The organism is uncultured Metabacillus sp., from assembly GCF_947503125.1.
In the GTDB taxonomy this organism is placed as follows: domain Bacteria; phylum Bacillota; class Bacilli; order Bacillales; family Bacillaceae; genus Metabacillus.
On sequence record NZ_CANNCR010000001.1, the window covers coordinates 200,424 to 227,210 of the forward strand.

At 37.6% G+C, this 26,787-nt stretch carries 24 protein-coding genes; 23 read left to right on the forward strand and 1 reads right to left on the reverse strand.

Going from position 1 to position 26,787, the window contains the following annotated elements:
• Window positions 1-19 precede the first annotated feature (19 nt).
• The 6 genes from sat (at window position 20) to Q1B07_RS01010 (ending at window position 6,314) form a co-directional block, all read left to right on the forward strand.
• Window positions 20-1,159, forward strand: a complete 1,140-nt coding sequence (gene sat, locus Q1B07_RS00985) for a sulfate adenylyltransferase (protein ID WP_299087016.1) — start codon at window positions 20-22, stop codon at window positions 1,157-1,159.
• A gap of 13 nt (window positions 1,160-1,172) precedes the next feature.
• A complete protein-coding gene (gene cysC / locus Q1B07_RS00990) occupies window positions 1,173-1,784 on the forward strand; it encodes an adenylyl-sulfate kinase (protein WP_299087018.1) in 612 nt (203 codons plus the stop codon).
• 82 nt (window positions 1,785-1,866) lie between these two features.
• Window positions 1,867-2,100: a hypothetical protein gene (locus Q1B07_RS00995; RefSeq protein WP_299087020.1), complete on the forward strand. Its 234-nt coding sequence runs from the start codon at window positions 1,867-1,869 to the stop codon at window positions 2,098-2,100.
• Window positions 2,097-2,870 (forward strand): sirohydrochlorin chelatase, encoded by a 774-nt coding sequence (locus Q1B07_RS01000; RefSeq protein WP_299087022.1) that lies wholly within the window; start codon window positions 2,097-2,099, stop codon window positions 2,868-2,870. Before Q1B07_RS00995 ends, Q1B07_RS01000 begins: the two co-directional genes overlap by 4 nt.
• Entirely contained in the window at window positions 2,867-3,367 is a 501-nt protein-coding gene (locus tag Q1B07_RS01005) for an NAD(P)-dependent oxidoreductase (protein WP_299831043.1), read from the forward strand. The genes Q1B07_RS01000 and Q1B07_RS01005 overlap by 4 nt, the downstream gene beginning before the upstream one ends.
• A 277-nt stretch (window positions 3,368-3,644) precedes the next feature.
• Window positions 3,645-6,314: an SH3 domain-containing protein gene (locus tag Q1B07_RS01010; protein ID WP_299087026.1), complete on the forward strand. Its 2,670-nt coding sequence runs from the start codon at window positions 3,645-3,647 to the stop codon at window positions 6,312-6,314.
• 80 nt (window positions 6,315-6,394) lie between these two features.
• Here Q1B07_RS01010 and Q1B07_RS01015 read toward each other — a convergent pair whose 3' ends face one another.
• Entirely contained in the window at window positions 6,395-8,110 is a 1,716-nt protein-coding gene (locus Q1B07_RS01015; RefSeq protein ID WP_299087028.1) for an NFACT RNA binding domain-containing protein, read from the reverse strand.
• A gap of 254 nt (window positions 8,111-8,364) precedes the next feature.
• Here Q1B07_RS01015 and Q1B07_RS01020 point away from each other — a divergent pair, with 254 nt between their 5' ends.
• The 17 genes from Q1B07_RS01020 (at window position 8,365) to spoVM (ending at window position 26,773) form a co-directional block, all read left to right on the forward strand.
• A complete protein-coding gene (locus tag Q1B07_RS01020; protein WP_299087030.1) occupies window positions 8,365-11,043 on the forward strand; it encodes a calcium-translocating P-type ATPase, SERCA-type in 2,679 nt (892 codons plus the stop codon).
• 152 nt (window positions 11,044-11,195) lie between these two features.
• Window positions 11,196-12,071 carry a YicC/YloC family endoribonuclease gene (locus tag Q1B07_RS01025; RefSeq protein ID WP_299087032.1) on the forward strand — a complete coding sequence of 292 codons (876 nt, stop codon included), beginning with the start codon at window positions 11,196-11,198 and terminating at the stop codon, window positions 12,069-12,071.
• A gap of 75 nt (window positions 12,072-12,146) precedes the next feature.
• Window positions 12,147-12,410, forward strand: coding sequence for an extracellular matrix/biofilm regulator RemA (gene remA / locus Q1B07_RS01030; protein ID WP_072580098.1), 264 nt, complete (start codon window positions 12,147-12,149; stop codon window positions 12,408-12,410).
• 14 nt (window positions 12,411-12,424) lie between these two features.
• Entirely contained in the window at window positions 12,425-13,039 is a 615-nt protein-coding gene (gmk, locus tag Q1B07_RS01035) for a guanylate kinase (RefSeq protein ID WP_299087138.1), read from the forward strand.
• A gap of 2 nt (window positions 13,040-13,041) precedes the next feature.
• Window positions 13,042-13,242 (forward strand): DNA-directed RNA polymerase subunit omega, encoded by a 201-nt coding sequence (gene rpoZ / locus Q1B07_RS01040; protein ID WP_046514597.1) that lies wholly within the window; start codon window positions 13,042-13,044, stop codon window positions 13,240-13,242.
• Window positions 13,243-13,348: 106 nt separating this feature from the next.
• The gene (gene coaBC, locus Q1B07_RS01045) at window positions 13,349-14,563 is read left to right on the forward strand and encodes a bifunctional phosphopantothenoylcysteine decarboxylase/phosphopantothenate--cysteine ligase CoaBC (protein ID WP_299087045.1); all 1,215 of its coding nucleotides are present in this window, start codon (window positions 13,349-13,351) and stop codon (window positions 14,561-14,563) included.
• The gene (gene priA / locus Q1B07_RS01050) at window positions 14,560-16,974 is read left to right on the forward strand and encodes a primosomal protein N' (protein WP_299087047.1); all 2,415 of its coding nucleotides are present in this window, start codon (window positions 14,560-14,562) and stop codon (window positions 16,972-16,974) included. Before coaBC ends, priA begins: the two co-directional genes overlap by 4 nt.
• A 153-nt stretch (window positions 16,975-17,127) precedes the next feature.
• Window positions 17,128-17,610, forward strand: a complete 483-nt coding sequence (gene def, locus Q1B07_RS01055) for a peptide deformylase (RefSeq protein ID WP_299087048.1) — start codon at window positions 17,128-17,130, stop codon at window positions 17,608-17,610.
• Window positions 17,611-17,615: 5 nt separating this feature from the next.
• Window positions 17,616-18,569, forward strand: a complete 954-nt coding sequence (gene fmt, locus Q1B07_RS01060; RefSeq protein WP_299087050.1) for a methionyl-tRNA formyltransferase — start codon at window positions 17,616-17,618, stop codon at window positions 18,567-18,569.
• Window positions 18,544-19,899 carry a 16S rRNA (cytosine(967)-C(5))-methyltransferase RsmB gene (gene rsmB / locus Q1B07_RS01065; RefSeq protein WP_299087053.1) on the forward strand — a complete coding sequence of 452 codons (1,356 nt, stop codon included), beginning with the start codon at window positions 18,544-18,546 and terminating at the stop codon, window positions 19,897-19,899. Before fmt ends, rsmB begins: the two co-directional genes overlap by 26 nt.
• Window positions 19,878-20,999: a 23S rRNA (adenine(2503)-C(2))-methyltransferase RlmN gene (gene rlmN / locus Q1B07_RS01070; protein ID WP_299087055.1), complete on the forward strand. Its 1,122-nt coding sequence runs from the start codon at window positions 19,878-19,880 to the stop codon at window positions 20,997-20,999. Before rsmB ends, rlmN begins: the two co-directional genes overlap by 22 nt.
• Window positions 21,000-21,004: 5 nt before the next feature.
• Window positions 21,005-21,763, forward strand: coding sequence for a Stp1/IreP family PP2C-type Ser/Thr phosphatase (locus tag Q1B07_RS01075; RefSeq protein WP_299087140.1), 759 nt, complete (start codon window positions 21,005-21,007; stop codon window positions 21,761-21,763).
• Complete coding sequence (gene pknB, locus Q1B07_RS01080) at window positions 21,757-23,766, forward strand: Stk1 family PASTA domain-containing Ser/Thr kinase (protein ID WP_299087057.1); 2,010 nt, start codon at window positions 21,757-21,759, stop codon at window positions 23,764-23,766. Before Q1B07_RS01075 ends, pknB begins: the two co-directional genes overlap by 7 nt.
• Window positions 23,767-23,899: 133 nt before the next feature.
• Window positions 23,900-24,784, forward strand: a complete 885-nt coding sequence (rsgA, locus tag Q1B07_RS01085; RefSeq protein ID WP_299087058.1) for a ribosome small subunit-dependent GTPase A — start codon at window positions 23,900-23,902, stop codon at window positions 24,782-24,784.
• 2 nt (window positions 24,785-24,786) lie between these two features.
• Window positions 24,787-25,443 carry a ribulose-phosphate 3-epimerase gene (rpe, locus tag Q1B07_RS01090; RefSeq protein ID WP_299087060.1) on the forward strand — a complete coding sequence of 219 codons (657 nt, stop codon included), beginning with the start codon at window positions 24,787-24,789 and terminating at the stop codon, window positions 25,441-25,443.
• 455 nt (window positions 25,444-25,898) lie between these two features.
• A complete protein-coding gene (locus tag Q1B07_RS01095) occupies window positions 25,899-26,543 on the forward strand; it encodes a thiamine diphosphokinase (RefSeq protein WP_299087062.1) in 645 nt (214 codons plus the stop codon).
• Between the two features lie 149 nt (window positions 26,544-26,692).
• Window positions 26,693-26,773 carry a stage V sporulation protein SpoVM gene (spoVM, locus tag Q1B07_RS01100; RefSeq protein WP_003328987.1) on the forward strand — a complete coding sequence of 27 codons (81 nt, stop codon included), beginning with the start codon at window positions 26,693-26,695 and terminating at the stop codon, window positions 26,771-26,773.
• Window positions 26,774-26,787: the final 14 nt, after the last annotated feature.

Genomic DNA, 26,787 nt, shown 5'->3' on the forward strand with positions numbered 1-26,787 from the left:
AGAATTGGAGGACATGAAAATGAGCTTACTTCCACACGGAGGAACATTAATTCAAAAACAATCTTTAGGAGCAGATGTATCGCACATCAAGAAGGAAATTGAACTTGATGCGACTTCTTTAAGTGACTTAGAGTTAATCGCGATAGGTGCATACAGCCCAATTGAAGGCTTTTTAACGCAAGAGGATTATGAATCTGTTGTTGAAAACATGAAACTAAAAAATGGGTATGTATGGAGTATTCCAATTACGTTACCAGTTTCTGAAGAAAAAGCTGAGTCGCTTGAAATCGGTGAAGAAGTACGACTTGTAGCAGGTAATGTAACATATGGCACAATTAAAATTGCAGACATTTATACTCCTGATAAACAAAAAGAGGCTATCAATGTTTATCGTACAGATGAACTGGCTCACCCAGGTGTGAGAAAAATGTTTGAACGCGGCAATGTATATGTTGGTGGCGAAATTACGCTTGTTAAGCGTCCAGAAAAGAAATTTGCGGAATTTTATTTTGATCCGAATGAAACAAGAGCAATGTTTGCGGAATTAAACTGGAAAACAATCGTTGGTTTCCAAACTCGTAATCCGGTACACCGTGCACATGAATACATCCAAAAAACGGCTTTAGAAACAGTTGATGGACTATTCCTAAATCCATTAGTTGGGGAAACAAAATCGGATGATATTCCAGCACATATCCGTATGGAAAGCTATCAAGTATTATTGAAAAACTATTATCCGCAAGACCGTGTTCGCTTAGCAGTTTTCCCTGCTGCAATGCGCTATGCTGGACCTCGTGAAGCCATTTTCCACGCAATGGTTCGCAAAAACTATGGCTGCACACATTTCATTGTTGGAAGAGACCATGCTGGTGTTGGTGATTATTATGGTACGTACGATGCACAAAAAATATTCTCTAATTTTACAGCTGATGAATTAGGGATTACACCTTTATTCTTTGAGCACAGCTTCTATTGCACGAAATGTGAGGCAATGGCATCTTCAAAAACATGTCCGCATGGTAAAGAAGATCGCGTGATTTTATCAGGTACAAAAGTTCGTGAGATGCTTCGCAACGGGGAACTTCCTCCAAGCACATTTAGCCGTAAAGAAGTTGTTGAAGTGTTAATTAAAGGTATGAAAGAAACTGTAAATTCATAGGAGGTCACCTAGGATGGCATCGAAAAACGTCGTGTGGCATGATGCATCTGTCACAAAAGAAGAAAGAAGAAAGAAAAATAATTATCAAAGCTATGTACTATGGTTTACAGGTCTTTCAGGATCAGGGAAATCAACATTAGCTAACGCACTTGCAAGACATTTATTTAATGAAAACATTCAAACCTATGTTCTTGATGGGGATAATATCAGACATGGGTTAAATAAAGATTTGGGCTTTACAGATGAGGATCGTAAAGAAAACATTCGCCGTATTGGTGAAGTGTCAAAGTTATTTGTTGATAGCGGTCAGATCGTATTAACTGCCTTTATTTCTCCGTTCCGCGAGGATAGACAACAAGTTAGAGACATTCTTGATGAAAATGAATTTTTTGAAGTGTATGTGAAATGCTCATTAGATGAATGTGAAATTCGTGATCCGAAAGGTTTATATAAAAAAGCTAGAAACAATGAAATTAAACACTTCACAGGTATTGATTCACCATATGAGGAACCTGAAAATCCTGCTATTATTGTAGATACAGAAAAACAGACTGTTGAGGAATCTGTTAAACAAATTGTAGATTTTCTTTTTGAAAAGAGATTAATTAACCAAAACCTTTCCTAATATGGGCCGTTTAATTAAACAAGCCTGCCAAGCTTTAATTGGAACATGATATACTAGATGAAAAAAGAAAGGGGGAGACAGGATGGCTAAGGTTAATGTAGTTGGAGATCAATTTGTATTTGGTCGCGGTATAGGAAAAGCTGAAGCCTTAGCCATTCATAAGATCCCCTTTGAATCAATCAATTACCCTGCAAAGCATTATTTTACTGATCCAAGTATTATAATCGTTGGTAAAGTTGTCGGTTTATGGGATAAACTTAGATGGTATGAGGATATGTTAATAAAAATTACTCGAATCGAGGCACTATTGTTATGAAACAAGCTGTATTATATGTTTGTCATGGTAGTCGTGTACCAAAAGCTCGTGAAGAGGCGATGCAATTTATTGAAAAGGTAAAACCGCAGGTAGAGGCGGATATTCAGGAAGTATGTTTTTTGGAATTAGCTGAACCTTCAATTGAGGTTGGATTTACAACATGTGTTGAAAAAGGAGCAACTCATATTGCGGTTATTCCATTGCTTTTATTAACAGCTGCTCATGCTAAATTGGACATTCCAGAAGAGATAAAACATGTGAAGACTAAGTATCCTGATGTTTCTGTAACGTATGGAAGGCCAATCGGTGTCGATGGAAGACTGGCAAATATGTTAGTCGACAAAATGACGGAAAAGGCTGATATTAAAGCATCTTCGGTTGCGGTACTCGTAGGAAGAGGAAGCAGTGATATGGATGTTGTTCGGGATTTAAATCAAATTTCAATGCTGCTTAATCATCAAACAACTGTAAAAGATGTTTTTACTTGCTTTCTAACGGCTGCTGAACCGAGCTTTGACCAAATGATAGAAGATATTTATCATACAAATGAACAGTCAATTTTTGTTATTCCTTATTTGATTTTTACAGGATTATTAAAAAGGGAAATTGACCAAAAGATTAAAAAGTATGATTGGAAAGAACGCAGCATCGAGATTTGTTCATATCTTGGACCGCACCCAGTACTGCTGGAACTTTTTTTAGAACGTATAAATGAAGCGATTGTTAATAAAAATGGCGAATTCAATTTTGATGAAGGAATAATGCTATGATTCCACTTCACATTGATGTCAAGGGAAAGCAGATTCTTATCGTTGGCGGAGGCAAAATTGCTTTTCGAAGACTTTTACTTTTTTTACATGAAGGTGCTAACATTACCTTGATTAGTCCTGAAGTAATCCCTGAAATAGAGGAGTACGCCAGACAGAACAAACTGCACTGGATCAAAAAAGAGATCGAACAAGCAGATTTAGAGCAGGTATTTTTGATTATTGCCGCAACCAATGATCCGTCAATTAATGAATGGATCGCTGAACAAGCTGGGGTAAATCAACTTGTAAATGTCGTTAGCAAAGCTGAAAAAGGAAATGTAATTGTTCCGGAATCGGTAAAAAAAGGCAGATTAACTCTGTCTGTATCTACGAATGGGGCAAGCCCAAAGCTGGCAAAACAAATTTGTGAACAGCTATCAGAGCAATTTGATGATCGCTTCATAAATGAATTAGATAAAATGTATGAATTACGTAAAAATCATAAACAAAATAGGTAGGAACAATGGATGAACTTTTAGAAGTTCATCCATTTTTTTGCCCTTGTAAATAATGACTGTTGATTTTTAGGCGTTTTGAAACAGCTAGACATAATTGAAAATTAGTAAACTAGTTTTTAAAAGTTTCAAGAAAATTTATAGGTATTTTTACCTATTTTAGACATAGTTCGCTATAATCATTGGCAAATTGTGCTAAACTAATTTTGGGCACTTTTATGAAAGATTACTAGTGTTCAAGATACATATATTAGTAAATGATAAGTAGTAAGGAGGAAGTATGAATAAGGTACTATTACCTACTGTTTGTGTTGCGGTTTTGTCTACAGTCGCCTTTGAAGAAACGGTATTTGCTGATCAGAAAAATTCCGGCGAAAATGCGCTTCATTCTGAAACTAAATATGTAAATATTAAAAGTGGCTTTCTCAACTTAAGAGAAACACCATCAACAAATGCAACTGTTCTGGCAACTTTAATCAAGGGAACAGAAGTAACGGTCTATTCAGAAGCAAATGGCTGGTCAAAAGTCAAGGCAGCAGGAAAAGAAGGGTATGTAAGATCAAGTTATTTATCATTGGGAAATCAAAGTGTGAGCCCAGCTAAAACTGAATCAGCCAAGATCACAAAAAAATATGTCAATGTAAAAAGCAGCTCGCTAAATTTACGCAGTAATCCGTCTACAAGCTCTCAAGTGATTACATCATTGAAAAAGGGAATGGAAGTAACAGTCTACTCAGAAGCAAACGGCTGGTCAAAGGTCAAGGCAGCAGGAAAGGAAGGGTATGTAAGCTCCCGTTACTTGACATCGAAAAATTCAGAAGCAAACCCGGTTAAGACAGAAACATCAAAAACCATTTCAAAATATGTTAACGTAAAAAGCGGCTCACTAAATTTACGCAGTAATCCATCAACAAGCTCCCAAGTGATTACATCATTAAAAAAGGGAATGGACGTAACAGTCTACTCAGAAGCAAACGGCTGGTCAAAGGTCAAGGCAGCAGGAAAGGAAGGGTATGTAAGCTCCCGTTATTTGACATCGAAAAATTCAGAAGCAAACCCGGTTAAGACAGAAACATCAAAGACTATTTCAAAATATGTTAATGTAAAAAGCGGGGCGCTAAATATGCGAAAAGCCCCTTCTTTAAATGCTTCCATTATTATTAAGCTTGCTAAAGGAAAGGAAGTTAAGGTGCTGGAGGAAAATAAGGGCTGGTCAAAGGTGGAAGCATTTGGTCAAACAGGCTATGTGAGCAGTCAGTACCTATCTTCCTTAAATCCAAACGAACCCGAAAATGCTCAACAACAAACAAACTATGAAACGATGTATGTCGATGTAAGTGTAAATTCAAATTTAAATGTAAGGAAATCACCAGCAACTAGTGCGACAGTGATTAGTAAATTAAAAAAGGGGACTGAGGTGCTTGTTTCTGCAAAACAAGCAGGCTGGTCTAAAATAAAAGCCGGAAATATAGAAGGATATGTAAGTTCACAATATCTTACACCAAAAAAATCTAGTGAGAATAAGGCTATTGATCAGGAACAAACAACAGAAACAAAATATGTCAAAGTAGAACTTGGTTCAAGTTTAAATATGCGCAATCGTGCATCTACTAATTCATCTATTATGGTGAAGCTTCCACGAGGGTTAGAAGTCACTGTATTTTCTGAAGCAAATGGTTGGTCAAAGATTAAAGCATACGGAAAGATCGGGTATGTAAGTTCGCAATACCTTTCATCAAATAAAGAAGGTGAAAAACAAGAAGAAAGCAGTTCTGATCTGCATGAAAACACGCAAGACAAAGTGAGTGAAAAATATGTCAATGTTATGTTCGGCTCCTCATTGAATATGCGATCAGCAGCATCTACCAACTCTTCCATTATCACAAAACTTGCTAGAGGTACAGTAGTAACCGTGTATTCGGAAGAAAATAATTGGGCAAGGGTTTCTGCAAACGGGAAGACTGGTTATGTAAGCTTACAATATTTGTCGACAACTAAACCATATCAGCCAAATACATCCAATGAAGAGGTAGAAAAAATATCTGAACAGTATGATATAACGTTAAGTGATTTGACCTTAGCTCAAATGGCTGCTAATCCCCAAACAGATAAAAAATACAATACATATATAAGAGAAGATGCATTAACACTGATCAATTCTACAACCGCTAAAGTAAAGGGATCTTCTTGGAATGTAAGAGGCGGAGCTGGAACATCATTTTGGGTAGTTGGAAAAGTAAATGGCGGGGATCGATTGAACATCATTTCAAAGGTTAAGGGCACGGATGGCTATGACTGGTACCAAGTTGACTATAACAAAACATGGGTGAATGCAAGCCCAGAAGATGTTCACTATTATTTAAACCCTAATAATTTTTTAAGTTCTACTGTTGACTCTTTGCAATTTCTTAAACTATCAGTACCTGCTAATCTAGTTGCTTCTGAAGTGAATGAACGAATACTTGCCGGCAAAGGAAGTTTGGAAGGATTAGCTTCTGCTTTTATTACTGCAGGCGAAACCTATCATGTAAATGAAATCTATTTGATTTCACATGCCTTATTAGAAACAGGGAATGGAACTTCCCAGCTTTCAAAAGGTGTAAAAGTTAATGGTAAAACTGTTTATAACATGTATGGAATCGGCGCATATGATGGTTCAGCCATTAGCAGCGGGGCACAATATGCCTATCAAGCCGGCTGGTTTACAAAAGAGGCAGCAATCATTGGAGGCGCAAAGTTTATCGCAAATGGCTATATAAATAAAGGACAGGATACTCTTTATAAAATGCGCTGGAATCCAAGCTCCAGTATAATATATGGGTATGCCTCCAACCAATATGCCACAGACATTAGCTGGGCAGCAAAGCAAGTTAATCAAATTTACAATTTATATAAGTTGATAGATTCGTATAAACTCGTATTTGATATTCCTGCATATAAATATGAATAGATAAAGAAAAAAGCAACTGGATGAGTAGCAGTTGCTTTTTTCTTTACGTCTGACCTTTGGAATGACTTTGGAAATAAGAGTTATCCTTTTCGTAATCGGAATACTAAATCCTCATCAGGTGTCACATATACTGTTTGCTGATTTTCATATATCACATATCCCGGCTTTGCACCACTAGGCTTTTTGACGTATCTGATGGCTGTATAATCAACTGGGACTGAGCTTGAATTTTTCGCTTTACTAAAATAGGCAGCTAGGTTCGCAGCTTCCAAAATCGTTTCATCTGTTGGATATTTACTTCGAATGACAACATGTGAGCCCGGAATGTCTTTTGTATGGAACCAAATATCATCCCGTGCAGCTAATTTGTTTGTTAAGTATTCATTTTGCTTATTGTTTTTACCAACTAAAATTTCAGTTCCATCACTTGAAAGATAAAGCTCCAAACTCGGCTTTAGCGATTTTTTCTTTTTAGGATTTCGCGATTGCCTTTGTTTTACATAACCTCCTTCCATTAATTCTTCACGAATTTCTTCTAAATCCTTTGGTGAAGCGGACTCAATTTGCTGAATTAACCTTTCGAAATATTCGATTTCGTTGCGGGCAATTTTTATTTGCTCTTGAACAACTTCAACAGAATTTTTTGCTTTTTGGTATTTTGAGAAATACTTTTGAGCATTTTCTGATGGTGTTTTTTGAACGTCTAACGGAATCGTAATTGTTGGGCTGTTTTCATCATAATAATTGATTACTTCAGCCGTTTTATCTCCCTTTTTCAGGGCATATAAATTTGCTGTTAATAGTTCACCATAAACTCGAAATTGATTTGCTTTTTCCGCTTGGTCAAGAGTAGTTTGTAATTTCTTGATTTTATTTTCATTTTTTTTCTTTTCATTCACAATAAATCGTTCTAAATCGTTTCCTTGCTGCTTTACACGATCCCGTTCCGCCTTCCCATAATAATAGCGATCCAGTAATTCTGAAATTGTCGGGAACAATTTGCTCTCATTGGATTCCAAATGTGAAAGATCTATGATATAGAATAGTTCGCGATTTAGTTGGTAAAAAATCTGAGGTTGAATTTGATGTTTTCTAAGTTCTTCTACCATCGATAAGAATACTTTCGGGATGGTTGTACGATTGACCAACCCCGCCCGATAAATCACTTCCTTTGCAAATAAAGGAGAGATACCAGCAAACTGCTGTACAATCTGACTATCAATTTTACCGGAATTAAAGTCTAGCTTTTTCAATACGATTTCTTCATCTGCGTTAAATGGATTTAATTTTCCCTGACTCGGCGGTAATACGTACTCATTACCTGGTAACACCGTTCGATGTCGATTAACAGCAGGAGAGATATGCTTCACACTATCTAAGATCATATTCCGTTCTTTATCAATGAGAACAATATTGCTATGTCTCCCCATTATTTCAACCATTATCCGCTTTTCTGTCAAATCTCCAAGCTCATTGCGACTTTTTATATCGATCATAATGATTCTTTCCATTTCAAGCTGCTCTATATTTTCGATCACCCCGCCTTCTAGATGCTTTCGCAAAAGCATACAGAACATCGGGGGCTCACTAGGATTTTCATAGCTCTCATTTGTTAAATGAATTCTTGCATAGCTGGGATGGGCGGAAAGAAACAAACGATGATTTTTTCCTCCTGCCCTAACTTGAAAGATGAGGTCATATTTATAGGGCTGATGAATTTTTGTCACTTTTCCATTAATAAGTGCTTCCTTTAATTCTTTCGTTACGGCATATGTAAATAACCCATCGAATGACATAGTATAAACTCCTTCTGACAACGTGCATCGTTCGAATACGAATGAGCGTGTATCTAACAAAATTTTATGTTTTTAATTATAGCATGTTTTTGGACGAGTCTGAATAAGTTGTGTTATAGCGGTAAAAGAGCGACTGAACTCTAAAGCTGCCATGGCATCTCAAAATGCTAAAACCATTAGAGCAAGACTTATAGCGTAATAATGCGGTATATCAAAGGCAAAATTTTTTTGTTTAAGGGGTGTGTAGAGGATTCATGAAGTGGCATGAAATGAGATCAGAAGAGGTAATGAATTCAATTGATACGGATAGTGATTTAGGACTCACTAGTAAGGAGGTTCAAAAAAGAGAACAGAAATTTGGTTACAATGAATTAAAAGAGGCTGACCGCCCTTCGGCTATTATCGTATTTTTAAGTCAATTTAAGGATTTTATGGTTTTAGTATTATTAGCAGCAACACTAATCTCCGGGTTATTAGGAGAATACATTGATGCAATTGCAATCATTGCTATTGTCATTGTCAATGGCGTACTAGGTTTTTTTCAAGAAAGAAAGGCGGAAAGGTCGCTTGAAGCCTTAAAAGAGCTTTCCGCACCCCAGGTAATGGCCTTAAGAGACGGAGAGTGGATGAGAATTCTCTCTAAGGAACTTGTTCCTGGTGATGTTGTAAAATTTACAAGCGGTGACAGAATCGGTGCGGATATGCGCTTAATCGAAGCGAAAAGCTTGGAGGTAGAGGAATCCGCTCTGACAGGTGAGTCCCTTCCTGTCCAAAAATCAACTCAGCCCATTGCCGGCAAGGAAGTCGGGATTGGTGACTTAACAAACATGGTCTTTATGGGGACTCTTGTCACAAGAGGATCCGGAGTAGGAATTGTTGTAGGTACAGGGATGAATACGGCTATGGGCCAAATAGCCGATCTTCTGCAAAATGCTGAAACAATGGAAACACCTTTGCAGCGCCGCTTAGAACAATTAGGAAAAATCTTAATTGTTGTTGCTCTTTTCTTAACTGTCCTTGTTGTAGGCATTGGTGTACTTCAGGGGCATGATCTTTACAATATGTTTTTAGCTGGGGTATCTTTAGCTGTCGCAGCGATTCCTGAAGGTTTGCCAGCGATTGTAACAGTCGCCCTTTCACTTGGTGTTCAGCGAATGATTAAGCAAAAATCAATAGTACGAAAATTGCCAGCTGTAGAAACATTGGGCTGTGCGTCTGTTATTTGTTCTGATAAAACAGGAACGATGACACAAAATAAAATGACGGTTACACATGTTTGGTCTGGAGAAAGACAATGGAATGTAAGTGGTACTGGCTATCATCCGCATGGAGAGTTCCTCTATCATGACCGAGCAGTGGATGTAGCTAAAACAAAAACCTTGCAGCAAATCTTGACATTTGGTGCTCTGTGTAATAGTGCGTCCATCATTGAGAAAGAAGGAGATTATCGTTTAGATGGTGATCCTACAGAAGGGGCTCTATTAGTAGCTGCAATGAAGGCCGGACTTTATAAGGAAATATTGATGCGAAATTTTGAAGTAATTGAGGAATTTCCATTTGATTCAGCTCGAAAAATGATGAGTGTAATTATTAAAGATAAAGCAGGAAAGCGATTTGTCGTAACAAAGGGAGCACCTGATGTTCTTCTTGGGCTATCGAAGGACATCTTATGGAATGAAAAACAAGAGAGACTAAATCGGGATTACGAGGCAAAGGTAAAAACAGCCATTGAGGCTCTTGCTTCTCAAGCTTTACGTACCATTGCCATTGCTTTCAAACCATTACAAGCAGCTGACAAAATAAATACAAGTTTTGAAGCAGAAAAAGATTTGGTCTTCATTGGTTTACAAGGAATGATTGATCCGCCGCGTCCCGAAGTAAAACAAGCAGTAAAGGAATGTCGGGATGCAGGAATTAAGACGGTTATGATTACTGGCGATCATGTTATTACTGCAAAAGCCATTGCAAAACAATTAAATATTCTTCCTACAAACGGCAGGGTAATGGAAGGAAAGGATTTATCAGCGCTATCTGTTGAAGAGCTTGAGGAAGTTGTTGATGATGTCTATGTATTTGCACGGGTTTCACCTGAGCATAAGCTGAAAATCGTCAAAGCGCTGCAAAATAGAGGTCATATTGTCGCAATGACAGGTGATGGTGTCAATGATGCACCTGCGATTAAAGCAGCCGACATCGGGATTTCAATGGGGATAACAGGGACGGATGTTGCAAAAGAAGCATCCTCGCTTGTCTTAGTTGATGATAATTTTGCAACCATTAAATCAGCAATTAAAGAAGGCAGAAATATTTACGAAAATATTAGGAAATTTATTCGTTACTTGTTAGCTTCCAATGTTGGAGAAATTCTTGTCATGTTATTTGCTATGATCCTTGCTTTACCCTTACCTCTTGTTCCTATTCAAATTCTTTGGGTGAATTTAGTGACAGACGGCCTTCCAGCAATGGCTCTTGGTTTAGATCAACCAGAGGGCGACTTAATGAAACGAAAACCGCGTCATCCAAAAGAAGGGGTATTTGCAAGAGGTCTTGGCTGGAAAGTAGTATCGCGCGGATTTTTAATTGGTATCGCAACATTAGCTGCTTTTATGATCGTGTATTACCGTAATCCAAATGAGCTTGCCTATGCTCAAACCATTGCCTTCGCAACTCTTGTTATGGCCCAGCTGATCCATGTATTCGACTGTCGAAGTGAAAAATCAATCTTTGAACGAAATCCCTTTGAAAATATGTATTTAATCGGAGCGGTTATTTCTTCGATTCTCCTAATGCTTGTTGTAATCTATTATCCACCGTTGCAACCAATCTTCCATACATTACCGATTATGACAAGAGATTGGTTATTAGTTTTAGGATTATCTGCTATCCCAACTTTTTTGCTTGCTGGATCACTTTTAACAAGAAAATCGGCATAGAGTATGATATAATCCTAAAGGGGGTGACCCGAAAAGTCATCCCCTTTGCTTGTTTACTAAAAAACATGATATTTTATTAATAGGTGATTATTAGTGGTTTTGGATAATCAAAGTCACTGGCGCTTTTCTTATAGAAAGTGATGTGGTACATAATGGTAGTAAGTATGACTGGTTTTGGCCATTCAAGCAAAGAAATCGATTCAAGTCTTATTACGGTTGAAATCAAGTCAGTTAACCATCGTTTTTTAGATATTAATCTAAAAATGCCGAAACAGTTCATGAGTATGGAGGATAGGATAAAAAAGCTTATCTCCAAATCTGTGAATAGAGGAAGAGTTGAAGTTTACATCAACTTTGAAGGCGAATCTCTTGCACAGCGGTCTATTCAAATTGACTGGAACTTACTAACGCAATATGTTCAGTCATTGCAGCAATTGAAGGAACGATTTTCTTTTCATGATGAAATTACCTTAAGTCAGATTCTCTCACTTGGTGAGGGAATAGACATTCGAGACGAAGCAACGATAAGTGAAAAAATTGAAACCGTGCTTTTACAAACTGTTGAGGCTGCTGTTAAACAGTTAACAGATATGAGACAAATTGAGGGGCAGCAGCTTGCGATTGATGTAAAAAATCGGCTTGCGGCAATGTCAGAAATCGTGGTGAATCTTGAAAAATTGGCTCCAAAAGTTGTTGATCAATACCGGGAACGAATTGAAAAACGCGTAACAGAGTTTGTCTCTGGAAAGATTGATGAGAATCGAATTTTAACAGAGGTAGCTCTTTTTGCTGATAAAGCGGATATAAGTGAGGAATTAACTAGAATACATAGCCATATCCATCAGTTTCAAGAATCATTACAAGCAGACGGTCCGATTGGCAGAAAGCTTGATTTTCTTGTTCAGGAGCTGAATAGAGAAGCAAACACAATCGGTTCCAAAGCAAATGATGGAAAAATTGCAAAAGATGTTGTCGAATTAAAAAGTATTATTGAAAAAATAAAAGAACAAGTCCAAAATATAGAATAGGTTATTAGACCTTTGATTATAAATGGGCTAATAAGGCAAAAATAGTTTTGTCCTGAAACTAGGGGGAGCATACATATGAGCATTAAACTAATCAATATCGGGTTTGGAAACATCGTTTCGGCAAACCGTATCATTTCGATTGTTAGTCCTGAATCAGCTCCAATTAAACGAATTATTCAAGATGCCAGGGACAGAGGGATGTTAATAGATGCAACATATGGACGCCGTACTAGAGCCGTTGTCATTATGGATAGTGATCATATTATCCTTTCAGCGGTACAGCCGGAAACAGTTGCACAAAGGCTATCTACAAAAGATGAGCTATCAGATGAAGGGTAGGGAGTAGAAATTTGATAAAAGAAAGAGGCTTGTTAATTGTCCTGTCAGGACCTTCTGGTGTAGGAAAAGGAACAGTTAGAAAAGAATTATTTTCACAAGAGGATACTAAATTTGAATATTCCATCTCAATGACAACTAGAAAGCCCCGTGAAGGAGAAGTTGATGGGGTTGATTATTTCTTTAAAACGAGAGAAGAATTTGAGAAGTTAATTGCCCAAAATAAACTATTGGAATGGGCTGAATACGTTGGAAATTATTACGGAACACCGGTTGATTATGTAGAGAAAACATTGAGCGAAGGGAAAGATGTGTTTCTTGAAATAGAAGTACAAGGTGCCCTGCAGGTTCGAAAGGCATTTCCTGAAGGGTTATTTATCTTCCTTAGCCCTCCCAGCTTAAATGAATTAAAAAATCGGATTGTGACAAGAGGAACTGAATCTGAGGAGTTAATCAACAATCGTATGAAAGTAGCTAAAGAGGAAATTGTCATGATGGATGCATATGATTATGTTGTAGAAAATGATAATGTCTTATTAGCTTGCGAACGTATAAAAGCGATCGTAACAGCAGAGCATTGTCGTCGCGAACGTGTTGCTCCGCGCTATAAAAAAATTCTGGAGGTTGAATAATTATGTTATATCCATCTATTGATGTTTTAATGAATAAATTAGATTCTAAATATACGCTTGTAACTGTTGCGGCAAAACGTGCACGGGAAATGCAGGAGCTAAGTGACCAGCAAATAGCAAAGCCTGTATCATATAAATATGTTGGGAAGGCTTTAGAAGAAATTAATGCAGGACTTTTAAATTATCAAAGACCAGAGAAATAAAACTTTAAAAAAATAACAACCTTTTCAGAGGTTGTTATTTTTTTCAGTAAGTGAAAAGTTATTGGTAATATAAGAAGGGAATTCGTTATTAAAGTAGGTGGAGAGAATGGTAGCTGGTAAGAAAATCTTATTATGTGTCAGCGGGGGGATTGCAGTATATAAAGCCTGCATCCTAACAAGCAAATTAGTACAAGCTGGTGCTGAAGTCAAGGTTATTATGACCAATTCTGCGATGGAATTTGTTTCACCGTTAACCTTCCAGGCGCTTTCACGGAATGATGTTTTTTTTGATACATTCGATGAGAAAAATTCTAAGGTTATCGCACATATTGATTTAGCCGACTGGGCAGATATCGTCTTAATTGCTCCTGCAACGGCGAATACAATTGGCAAGCTTGCAAACGGCATTGCTGATGATATGCTGACAACGACATTGCTGGCAACAACTGCAAAAGTATGGATCGCTCCAGCTATGAATGTACATATGTATGATCATCCAGCAGTAAAGAAGAATATTAAAACTCTATTTGATTATGGTTATCAGTTTATTGAGCCTAGTGAAGGCTTCCTAGCTTGTGGTTATGTTGGTAAAGGAAGACTTGAAGAACCGGAGAAAATTATTGCCCTGCTAAATAAACATTTTGCAAAACTCGACTTGGGCATGCCGTTAAAGAATGTAAAGATATTAATAACTGCAGGACCTACAAGGGAAAAAATCGATCCTGTACGGTATTTTACTAATCATTCTTCTGGAAAAATGGGGTATGCAATTGCAGAAGTAGCTGAAATGCTCGGAGCAAATGTTACATTAATTACTGGTCCGACGAATCTTACACCCCCGGAGAATGTTACAACGATTCAAATTGAATCTGCAAAGGAAATGTATGAAAGAGTGATGGCCAACTATCCTCATACAGATGTTGTGATCAAATCGGCTGCTGTTGCAGATTATCGTCCACGCGACACCTATGATCAAAAGCTGAAAAAACAACAGGATGACCTTAAGGTTGAAATGGAGAGAACTACTGATATTTTAAAAGAATTAGGGAAGTTAAAACAACATCAGCTTTTAGTAGGCTTTGCTGCAGAGACCAGCAATATTGATGAATATGCAAAGAAAAAGCTAGAGACAAAAAATTTAGACCTGATTGTCGCAAATAATGTCACCGCTGAGGGAGCAGGATTTGGAACAGATACAAATATTGTGACCATTTATGAGAGAAACCTTGAAAAGCTTGAGCTTCCATTAATGTCAAAGCATGATGTAGCCAAAAAACTTTTAGAAAAAGTCCACATGCTTTTAAGGGAGCAAGGTAAATGAAATATGCAAGTGTCATTGTTGATGTTCCAGCCATGCAAACGGATCGGGCATTTGATTATAAAATACCTGAAGAGTGGCAAGAGCTAGTAACAGCAGGTATTAGAGTCATCGTTCCTTTTGGTCCGCGAAAGGTTCAAGGATTTGTCATTGAGACTAAGGACCACTCAGAATTCAAACGAGTAAAAGCTATTTCCGAACTGTTGGATTTAACACCTTGCTTAACAACTGAGCTCCTTCAACTTGGCCAATGGTTAACCGAGAAAACATTGTGTTTTAAAATTTCTGCATTCCAAGCCATGCTTCCTGCTGCCATGAAGGCGAAATATGGTAAGGTACTAAGAATGGTGACAGAGGATTCATCCAATTTATCGGAAGACATGCAACCGTTTTTTCAAAAAAGTATGCAGGTTGATTTAAAAGAAATCGAACAGGCTGTTCCGCTTAACATCATTAAAAAGGAAATTGCAGCAGGGCATGTTGAGGTTTTTTATAAGGTTAAGCAAAAAGGGAATAAAAAAACTATTAAGTATATTAAACGAAAGGAATCTTTCTCCAGATTATCTCAAATTGTGAATGAAATTCCTGCAAATGCGAAAAAACAAAGTGAAATTATCACCTATTTTCTTGAACATCAAATAAATGAAATACCATTACAAGACTTATTGACTATATTAAATACGTCAGACAGCTCTGTAAAAGCACTAATCAAAAAGGGAATCCTTATTGAAAAACATAAAGAAGTATACCGTGATCCTTTTCAAAATAAAGAATTTAAAAAGACAAGCAGTTTATCATTAAATCTTGAACAACAGCGGGCGATAAAACCAATCCTCAAAACAATTAAAGAGAATCGCCATGATGTCTTTTTAATGTACGGGGTAACAGGAAGCGGGAAAACAGAGGTCTATTTGCAGTCAATCGAAGAGGTGCTTAAAAACGGTAAAGAAGCAATTGTTCTTGTTCCGGAGATTGCCCTAACCCCGCAGATGGTGGATCGATTTAAAGGCCGCTTTGGCTCAAAAGTGGCAGTCCTACACAGCGGCCTTTCTACAGGTGAAAAATATGATGAATGGCGTAAAATTCAGCGGAAAGAAGTTCAACTAGTTGTTGGAGCAAGATCTGCCATTTTTGCTCCATTTGAAAATCTTGGTATGATTATTATCGATGAAGAGCATGAATCAAGTTATAAACAAGAAGAAAATCCTCGCTACCATGCCCGTGATGTTGCCATTTATCGTGGACAGCTTCACAACTGTCCAGTTGTGTTAGGCAGTGCAACTCCAACTCTCGAATCCTTTGCACGAGCAAAAAAGGGTGTTTACAAACTCCTCACCTTAAAAGAGAGAGTAAATAAACGATCAATGCCAAATGTTGAAATTGTTGATATGCGGGAAGAATTAAGAAATGGCAACCGAAGCATGTTTTCAACATCGTTAATTGAAAAATTAACTGATAGGCTGAAAAAAGGAGAACAATCGGTGTTATTTCTTAATCGAAGAGGTTATTCTTCCTTCGTCATGTGCCGTGATTGCGGCTATGTCATTCAATGCCCGCACTGTGATATTTCCCTTACCTATCATCGGCATGGACAACAGCTAAAATGTCATTATTGTGGCTATGAAGAACATATGCCATCAGTTTGTCCAGAGTGCCAAAGCGAGCATATTCGTTTCTTTGGAACGGGAACACAACGTGTCGAGGAGGAACTAGTCAAGGTTTTGCCACAATCACGCATTATTCGAATGGATGTGGATACAACTGGAAGAAAAGGCGCCCATGAAGAGCTATTAACTCAGTTTGGAAATAAAGAGGCAGATATTTTATTGGGAACACAAATGATTGCAAAAGGTCTTGATTTCCCGGATGTAACACTTGTTGGCGTGTTGACTGCTGATACAATGCTTAATCTTCCTGATTTCCGTGCAGCCGAAAAGACTTTTCAGCTATTAACTCAAGTTAGCGGCAGAGCAGGAAGACATGAACTGCCGGGAGAGGTTATTATTCAAACATATGCACCTGAGCATTATAGCATTCAATTAGCAAGCCAGTATGATTATGATTTGTTTTATCAACAAGAAATGCTAGCCAGAAAAAATCATGCCTATCCGCCTTATTATTATCTTGCTCTTCTCACCATTTCACATCCGGAAATAACGAAAGTTGTAGCTGTTACAGAACAAATTGTCAAATTTTTAAGAAGAAACGTTGAAGACGAAACAAAAATACTAGGACCGGTTGCTTCACCTATCCCGCGGATCAAAGATAGATATCGATACCAATGCATGGTAAAATACAAGCGGGAAAAAAACTTATATGGAACATTAAAAAAAATCATTGAACACTATCAACAAGATATGAGTTCAGATCAATTAATGATTTCAATTGATTTAAGCCCTAATACAATGATGTAACGAGGGGGCTAAAAAACGATTTAAAGCTCTTACCGCCTAGTTTTGTGTGCACTATATACATGTACAGTTATGAAATTTTTACTGATTCAAAAAGTACAATGTTTTCCTAGCAAACAATGTGCTTACGCTTTTAAATAGTTTGGAGGAATGTTTTTGGCAGTGAAACCAATTGTTATGTATCCGGCAGAGGTGTTAGAAAAGCCTTGTGAAAAGGTAGTTATTTTTGACCGAAAGCTGACAAAGCTTTTAGCAGATATGTATGATACGATGATTGAAAATGACGGTGTTGGATTGGCTGCACCGCAAGTAGGGATTTCAAAACAAATTGCCATCGTGGATATTGATGATCACCATGGAACAATTGAGTTAATTAACCCGGAAATTCTTGAAGAGCGCGGAGAACAAACAGGCCCTGAAGGATGTTTAAGCTTTCCTGGATTATTTGGTGAAGTTACAAGAGCGAATTATGTAAAGGTAAAAACGTTTACCCGTAAAGGGAAGGTTAAAATTGTTGAAGCTGAAGGCTTTCTTGCTAGGGCCATTCAACATGAAATCGACCATCTTCATGGTGTGTTATTCACATCCAAAGTAGAAAAATATTTAGATGAAAATGATTTGGAAAGTGCGGAAGGATGAATAGGATGACAAGAATTGTATTTATGGGAACACCAGACTTTTCAGTGCCGATTTTACGCAGACTCGTGAAAGAAGGCTATGACATTGTTGGAGTCGTAACCCAGCCAGATAGACCAAAAGGGCGTAAAAAGACATTAACTCCCCCGCCTGTTAAAGTTGAAGCGGAGAAACATCAAATAAAAGTGCTGCAGCCCGAAAAAATTCGGGAGGAATTAGATGATATCCTTTCATTAGAACCTGATCTCATCGTAACTGCAGCTTTTGGACAGTTATTACCAAATGAACTACTAGAAGCTCCAAAATACGGCTGTATAAATGTCCATGCGTCATTATTGCCAGAATTACGAGGTGGTGCACCGATTCATTATTCTATTCTGCAAGGGAAGACTAAAACAGGGATCACGATCATGTATATGGCTGAAAAGCTTGATGCCGGTGATATTTTAACACAGGTTGAAGTAGAAATTGAGGAACGGGATACAGTAGGTACTCTCCATGACAAACTAAGTAAAGCTGGAGAAAACCTCTTATCAGAAACAATTCCGCTATTACTCGCTGGCAAGCTTACTCCGCAAAAGCAAAATGATTCTAAAGCCACATTTGCTTCAAATATTAAACGGGCACAGGAAAAGGTTGATTGGACAAAGTCTGGTGAGGAGATTTATAACCAAATCCGTGGATTAAACCCTTGGCCTGTTGCGTTTACGACACATAACAAGCAAACGATGAAATTGTGGTGGGGTGAAAAAATGCCAAATAAAAATGATTCTGAGCCTGGAACAATTATTGGCATGGACCATGATGGTTTTGTTGTAGCAACAGGCAATCAAACTGCGATAAAAATCACTGAACTGCAACCTGCAGGTAAAAAGAAAATGAGCGGAGAAGATTATTTGAGAGGTGCGACCATTTCCGTTGGGGAAAAGTTAGGCGATGACAATGAAAAAACAACAAACTAATGTCCGTGATGTAGCAGTCGAAACATTACTACAAATTGAAAGAAACCAAGCCTATAGCAACTTGCTTTTAAATACGATGATCAATAAGTATAAAGTTAATGAGAAGGATATCGCTTTATTAACGGAACTTGTTTATGGGACCCTTCAAAGACGTGAAACATTAGACTATTTTTTAGCGGGGTTTTTAAAAAAAGCAAAAAAAATAGAAGCATGGGTACAGATTTTACTACGTATTTCTATATATCAAATGATCTATCTAGATCGTATTCCTGAAAGAGCTGTATTATTTGAAGCAGTTGAAATAGCGAAGAAACGCGGCCATAAAGGGATCGCTTCATTTGTTAATGGTGTGCTTCGATCTGTTCAACGAGAAGGCATCCCAAATCTTGAAGAAATGAAGGATCCAATTGAAAAGCTTTCGATTAAAACAAGCCATCCATTATGGCTCGTGAAAAAATGGGTAAAGCAATTTGGCTATGAAGAAACAGAAAAAATGTGTGAAGAAAATTTACTGCCTCCATCGCAAACAGCTCGTGTGAATCAAACAAAAACAACGGTCGAAGGGCTGTTGGAAGAGTTGCAAAATAAAGGGATCATGATCGAATACGGCGACTTATCTGAAGATGCAATTAAAGGACTGAAAGGTAATCTTGCTTTAACAGATGCATTTAAAGAAGGAAAGCTTACTATTCAAGATGAGAGCTCCATGTTAGTAGCAAGAGTACTGAACCCTCAACCCGGAGAAAAAGTTTTAGATGCTTGTGCGGCACCTGGGGGGAAATCCACACATATTGCTGAACGAATGAAGGGAACAGGAATCGTTCATTCTCTGGATTTACATGAACATAAAGTTAAGCTGATTAAACAGCAAGCAGACCGATTACAATTGCAAAATATTAAAGCAGAAGCTTTAGACAGCAGAAAAGCGGGAGAACGGTTTGAAAAAGAGAGTTTTGATCGTATCTTAGTCGATGCCCCATGCTCAGGATTCGGCGTAATCCGAAGAAAACCTGATATTAAATATACGAAAACTGGTGAAGATGTTAATAGGCTTGCTTCCCTGCAGTACAGTATATTACAAGCTGTTGCCCCTTTATTAAAGAGGAATGGTGTGTTAGTTTATAGTACATGTACAATTGATCATGAAGAAAATAGTGATGTTGTTAAAAAGTTTTTAGATAGTCATCCAGAATTTGAACGTGATCAAAGCATAACAGTTAACCTGCCGAAAAAGCTTCACCCATATATTGAAAATGGTGAGATACAGCTGCTGCCGCATTATTTTGGATCAGACGGTTTTTATATAGCATGTTTACGAAAGAAGGGTTAAAATTGGATCAGATAAAAGCAACAAGAACGAAAAAAGACAGCAAAGAAATAAGCAATAATCCCTCGATTTACTCACTTGAATTGCATGAATTAGAGGAATGGTTAAAAGAGAAGGGGGAAAAATCTTTTCGCGCGAACCAAATCTTTGATTGGCTTTACATCAAACGAGCAGCAAGCTTTGAAGAAATGTCGAACCTTTCTAAGAACTTAAGGGCGTTATTAAGTGAACATTTTACATTAACAATATTAAAAACCCTTATTCAACAAACGTCAAAGGATGGTACGATAAAATTTTTATTTGAATTGCATGACGGCTATTCAATTGAAACGGTATTAATGAGACATGAGTATGGAAACTCGGTTTGCGTTACCACCCAAGTAGGCTGTCGAATCGGCTGTACATTTTGTGCATCAACTCTTGGCGGGCTTAAAAGAAATCTAGAAGCAGGAGAAATCGTTGCTCAGGTCGTAAAAGTACAACAAGCACTTGATGAATTTGACGAACGTGTCAGCCATGTTGTCATTATGGGGATCGGTGAACCATTTGATAATTATGATGAAATGATGTCCTTCTTGAAAATTATCAATCATAATAAAGGGTTAAATATTGGCGCTCGCCATATTACTGTTTCAACAAGTGGTATTATTCCGAAAATTTATAAATTTGCAGATGAAAAGCTGCAAATCAATTTTGCCATTTCGTTACATGCACCAAATACTGAATTGCGTACAAAGTTAATGCCGATTAATAAGGCATACAAACTTCCTGATTTAATGGAAGCTGTAAAATACTATATTAATAAAACCGGAAGAAGGGTCAGCTTTGAATATGGTTTGTTCGGCGGTGAAAACGATCAGGTTGAACATGCAGAAGAATTAGCACGTTTAGTAAAAGGCTTGAAGTGTCACATCAATCTTATTCCTGTTAACTATGTACCTGAACGAAATTATGTTCGTACACCAAAAGAACAAATCAAATTATTTGAAGATACGCTTAAAAAGCATGGCGTAAACGTAACAACAAGAAGAGAACAAGGCCATGACATCGATGCGGCATGCGGACAACTTCGAGCTAAGGAGCGTAAAGAGGAGACGAGGTGATCATGGTGGAAACTTTTTATTTAACTGACAGGGGAAAGGTTAGACAGCACAATGAAGATTGTGTTGGGGTTTTTGAAAACGAGGCAGGGGTGTTAGCCATAGTGGCTGATGGTATGGGAGGTCACCTGGCTGGTGATATAGCAAGCCAAATGACCATCTCAACCTTTAAAGTCTTATGGGAAAAAGTGGAATCTATTGCGAGTCCACAAGATGCTGAGGCATGGTTTACTGAAAAAGTAATGGAAGTGAACAAAGCCGTTTATGAACATTCACTATCAAATCCGGAATGTCAGGGTATGGGCACAACGATCGTTGGAGCGATTGTTACAACAAGCTTCGCTACGGTCGGCCATATTGGTGATAGCCGCTGTTATTTATTAAATAATAGTGGCTATAAACAGGTAACACAAGACCATTCACTCGTAAATGAATTAGTAAGGTCTGGTCAAATAACTAAAGAAGATGCGGAACACCACCCGCGAAAAAATGTCCTGTTGCGGGCTTTAGGTACCGAGCAAACAGTTGAATTAGATGTATCCACGATTGAATTTGAACAAGATGATGTGCTTCTACTATGCTCTGACGGGTTATCGAACAAGGTATCTGAGCAGGAAATGCAGCTTCAGCTTTCAAATAGCCTGCCGCTTGCAGAAAAAGCAAAAACGTTAGTGGAATTAGCAAACGAAAATGGCGGAGAGGATAATATATCTCTTGTGATTGTAAGAAAGACGGCAAATCATGAATTAGGTGAAAAGCCGTGCTAATAGGTAAAAGAATTAGTGGTCGTTATAAAATTCTGGAAGTCATTGGCGGAGGCGGGATGGCAAATGTTTATCTGGCCAAAGACATGATTCTAGAAAGAGAAGTTGCAATGAAAGTGTTGCGATTTGATTTTTCTAACGATGACGAATTTATTAAAAGATTTCGAAGAGAAGCGCAGTCTGCAACAAGCTTAGCCCATCCTAATGTGGTTAGCATATATGATGTCGGTGAAGAAGATGGGATTTATTACATTGTGATGGAGTATGTAAATGGTCAAACGTTAAAACAATACATACAACAATTTGCTCCTATTCATCCGAGAAAAGCAGTAAATATTATGGTACAAATTGTTTCGGCCATTCAACATGCACATGATAATCATATTGTTCATCGAGATATCAAACCGCATAATATTTTAATTGATCACGATGGCAACGTAAAAGTAACCGACTTTGGAATAGCCATGGCACTTAGTTCAACAACAATCACGCAAACAAATTCTGTGCTTGGCTCAATTCACTATTTATCACCAGAACAAGCAAGAGGTGGTTTAGCAAATAAAAAATCGGATATTTATTCGATTGGAATCGTTTTATTTGAGCTGTTAACTGGAAGGCTGCCATTTGATGGTGAAACGGCTATTTCCATCGCCTTAAAGCATTTGCAATCGGAAACACCATCTCCAAAAAGATGGAATCCTGATATCCCGCAAAGCATCGAGAATATTATTTTAAAAGCCACAGCAAAAGATCCCTTTCATCGCTATGATTCAGCTGAAGAAATGGAAAAGGATCTTGAAACTGCGTTTGATGTAAGCAGGTTATCAGAGCCTAAATTCACGATACCTGATGATGAAGAAGCAACAAAGGCAATACCAATTATTACAAATGAAACGATGGAACAGCATAAGGCTGATGATACGATTGTTCACACTCCAACAAATAATCTATCTGACGAACAAAAGCCAGAAGTGAAGCAGGACAATCAGCAAAAGAAGCAAAAGCAGAAAAAAGAAAAGAAACCGAAAAAAAGAAAAAGCAAGCTTGCCACTTTTATTATTACCACTTTTATTGTTTTAATAATAGCAGGTGTTGCTGCTTTTACAATCATTCCCCCTTTGCTGCTGCCAAAGGATATTGAAGTGCCCGATGTATCTGGAGAAACCTATGATGAAGCTGTAAGAATCCTTCAAGAAGAAGGATTTGAAGTAGGGGAGCCAGTACAAATTTCGGATGAGGAAATTGAAGAGGGACATGTTATTAAAACAAATCCTGAAGCTTCTGAAATAACGAAGGAAGGTTCGATGATTACCATTTATGAAAGCACTGGTAAAGAAAAATTTGTGCTTGAGGATTATGTAGGAAGAAACATTGACCGAGTAAAAGCGATTCTTGAAATGAAAGGTTTTTCAAATATTGAAGTAAAAGAGGAGTCAAATGAAATTCAGCCAGCAGGAACAATTTTAGCCCAATTTCCAGAAGTAGGGGATGAAGTTATTCCATCTGAAGACTCGATTGAATTAACGGTAAGCTCAGGACCCAAGCTTGTGAAAATCGAAAACCTTGTTGGGAAAAGTAAAGAACAGGTCGACGAATATATAAGTACAAATGGGTTTTACTCAACTGTAACTGAAAGCTATTCACCTGATATTCCAAAGGGTCATCTTATTTCACAAACTCCTAAAGCTGGAGATGAGGTTGTTCCAAAAGAGACAACACTGCAGCTAGTCTATTCATTAGGGCCGGAACCAGATCCACCAAAAACAGTGGAAGAAATAGTTGAAATTCCATATGAGCCAGAGCATGAGGGGCAACAGCTCGAAGTTTCTATTTATATTGATGACGTGGATCATTCCATTTCGGATTTATATGAAACTTTTAAAATCACAAGTCCGCAAACGAAAAGATTAGTATTAAAAATCGCTCATGGAGATGAAGGATATTACCAAGTATTAATCGACAGTAAAGTGGTGACCTCAAAAATTATCCCGTATCCAACAGACTAATGCCGTTTTATTGCTTTAATTTCGAGGTAAGGCGATTATTTTTGGTATATCAGGATCATTTAAATCACAAACTTTTACTATTGAATTTTTTATTAAATGTAAAAGATTAAACTATGTGCCAAGGAGGTTTTTCATGCCACAAGGGAAAATTGTGAAGGCTCTTAGTGGTTTTTACTATGTGCAGGACAGAGATCGATTGATCCAATGCAGAGGAAGAGGTGTTTTTCGCAAAAATAAAATCACTCCTTTAGTTGGAGATGTGGTGAAATATCAAGCTGAAAATGACCAAGAGGGATATATTCTTGAAGTTTTTGACCGTAAAAATGAACTTGTAAGACCCCCGATTTGTAATGTGGATCAAGCGATCCTCGTTTTCTCAGCGGTTGAACCGGATTTTAGCCCATCATTGCTAGATCGTTTTCTTGTTTTAATAGAAGCAAATGACATTGAACCGATTATTGTCATCAGTAAAACAGATTTAATTCAAACCAAAGATGTAAAAGAGAAAGTATTGTCATATGCAAATGATTATCGAAAAGCAGGCTATATCGTATTGCTCACCTCAACGAGTGAATCAAATGTTAATCAAGAACTGGAACCAATATTGAATGAAAAAATATCCGTTTTTGCAGGACAATCAGGTGTAGGTAAGTCCTCTTTATTAAATGTTTTAAGACCTGATCTTGATCTGAGGACAAATGATATTTCAACACATTTAGGACGGGGACGTCATACGACAAGACATGTTGAGTTAATCGCAGTAGGCTCCGGTTTTGTTGCTGATACACCTGGCTTTAGTTCCTTAGATTTTACAGGTATTGAGGTGGAGGATCTGAGCTATTGTTTCCCTGAAATGAAGGAAAGAAGCAGCGACTGTAAGTTTCGTGGCTGTACACATGTTAAGGAACCGAAGTGTGCGGTCAAAGATGCTGTAGATAGCGGTGAAATACCTAAATACCGTTATGAGCATTATTTAACTTTTGTTGAAGAAATTAAAGATAGAAAGCCGAGGTACTAATTATGATAAAAATTGCACCATCTATTCTTTCGGCAAATTTCGCTAAATTGGGAGAAGAGATTATAGATGTAGAAAAAGGTGGAGCTGATTATATTCATGTCGATGTAATGGATGGACATTTCGTCCCAAATATTACAATCGGACCTTTAATTGTCGAAGCGATCCGCCCTGTTACCCAGCTGCCGTTAGATGTTCATCTGATGATTGAGGATCCTGACAGATATATCGAAGACTTTGTTCGTGCAGGCGCTGATATCATAACAGTACATGTGGAAGCATGCAAACATCTTCACCGGACTATTCAATTAATAAAATCACAGGGGATAAAAGCTGGGGTTGTTTTAAACCCGCATACACCGATTGAGTCTATTCAGCATGTGCTGGAGGATATTGATATGGTTTTACTTATGACGGTAAATCCGGGTTTTGGAGGGCAAGCTTTTATTCCACAGGTTTTGCCTAAAATTAAACAGCTTTCAACTATCATTAAGGATAGACAACTTTCGGTTGAAATCGAGGTTGACGGCGGTATAAATGAAGAGACAGCAAAACGCTGTGTGGACGCAGGTGCTACCGTACTTGTAGCAGGATCAGCCATATACAACCAAACTGACCGCCATCATGCTATTCAAAGTCTAAAAGAAGCCATTCATTCTTAAAATTGATACTTCTATCAAGTGGGATAAAAATCTAACAACCTACCCATCCTAATAAAGTCTAGTTTACTTTACTTTATTGAATGGAGGGGTTTATTATTTACGTTTACATTGATGATGTTGCAATTATTGAACGTGCGTTACAAGCAGCCATCCTTAATAGCACTGATTATGAAGAAATCGATCAATTTGAATCAGTCCTAAAAAAACTTAAAAGTAATCCACCTGGAGCACAACAGGATGGCTTCCGCTATGATTATAACGATAGCTCATTCTATTAATTCTTAAAAGCTATGTTTTGCAGAAGGAACAGAAGGCAATCGGTAATTTGCTGATTCTTTCGAAACTCACTGTGCAGTAAACTTAACCTAAAACAAAAATGGGGCTGTCTCAATGTGTAAAATTGAGACAGCCTTACTTTTTTCATATTTATAAAACGATCTATTAAAGGAGAAACAATGAAAACAATTGCACTTGTTGCCGGGGGACCAAAAGAATACCTCCCAAAATTGACTGACCATCATCACCACCAAGTTACTTGGGTAGGGGTGGACAAAGGTGTTTTTTACATACAGGAATCAGGTTTACCAATATCATATGCTTTTGGAGATTTTGATTCGATATCTAGTCGTGAAAAAGAGGAATTAACAAATAATTTATCAAATCTATCTATGTATTCTGCTGAAAAGGATAAAACCGATACCGAGCTAGCTTTAGATTGGGCGTTACAGCAACATCATGAAAAAATTCTTCTATTTGGAGCAACTGGCGGGAGGATTGACCATTTGCTAGGAAATATCCATCTCCTTTTAAAAGCAATAAACGATAAGAGAAATATTGAAATAATTGATCGCCAAAATCATATCACCCTCTTCACATCTGGAACATATACAATAAAGAAGCACAAGGATTTAAGGTATGTATCTTTTATTCCGATCAGTCATGAAGTAAAAGGTATAACACTTGAAGGATTTAAATATCCATTGAAAAATTGCCATATCACCATAGGGTCAACATTATGTATAAGTAATGAACTCATTCATGATCTAGGTACTTTTTCATTTCAAGACGGCATATTATTAATGATAAGAAGCCGAGATTAAGCCTTGTGGATTCTTAGTGAAATTGGTTCCGCGTCATTTTTTTTCCACAGACTGAATATAATGCTACAGAACTGATTTTCTTTATTGAACCTTGGCGCAGGTAGCACCTTATACAAGTATGTTTAATGATTTGGTTGAGGAGGGAAACAATGAAATTTTATACGATTAAGCTGCCGAAGTTTTTAGGAGGAATTGTTCGAGCGATGCTCGGTTCGTTTAAAAAAGATTAAGAAAAAAGCACCGT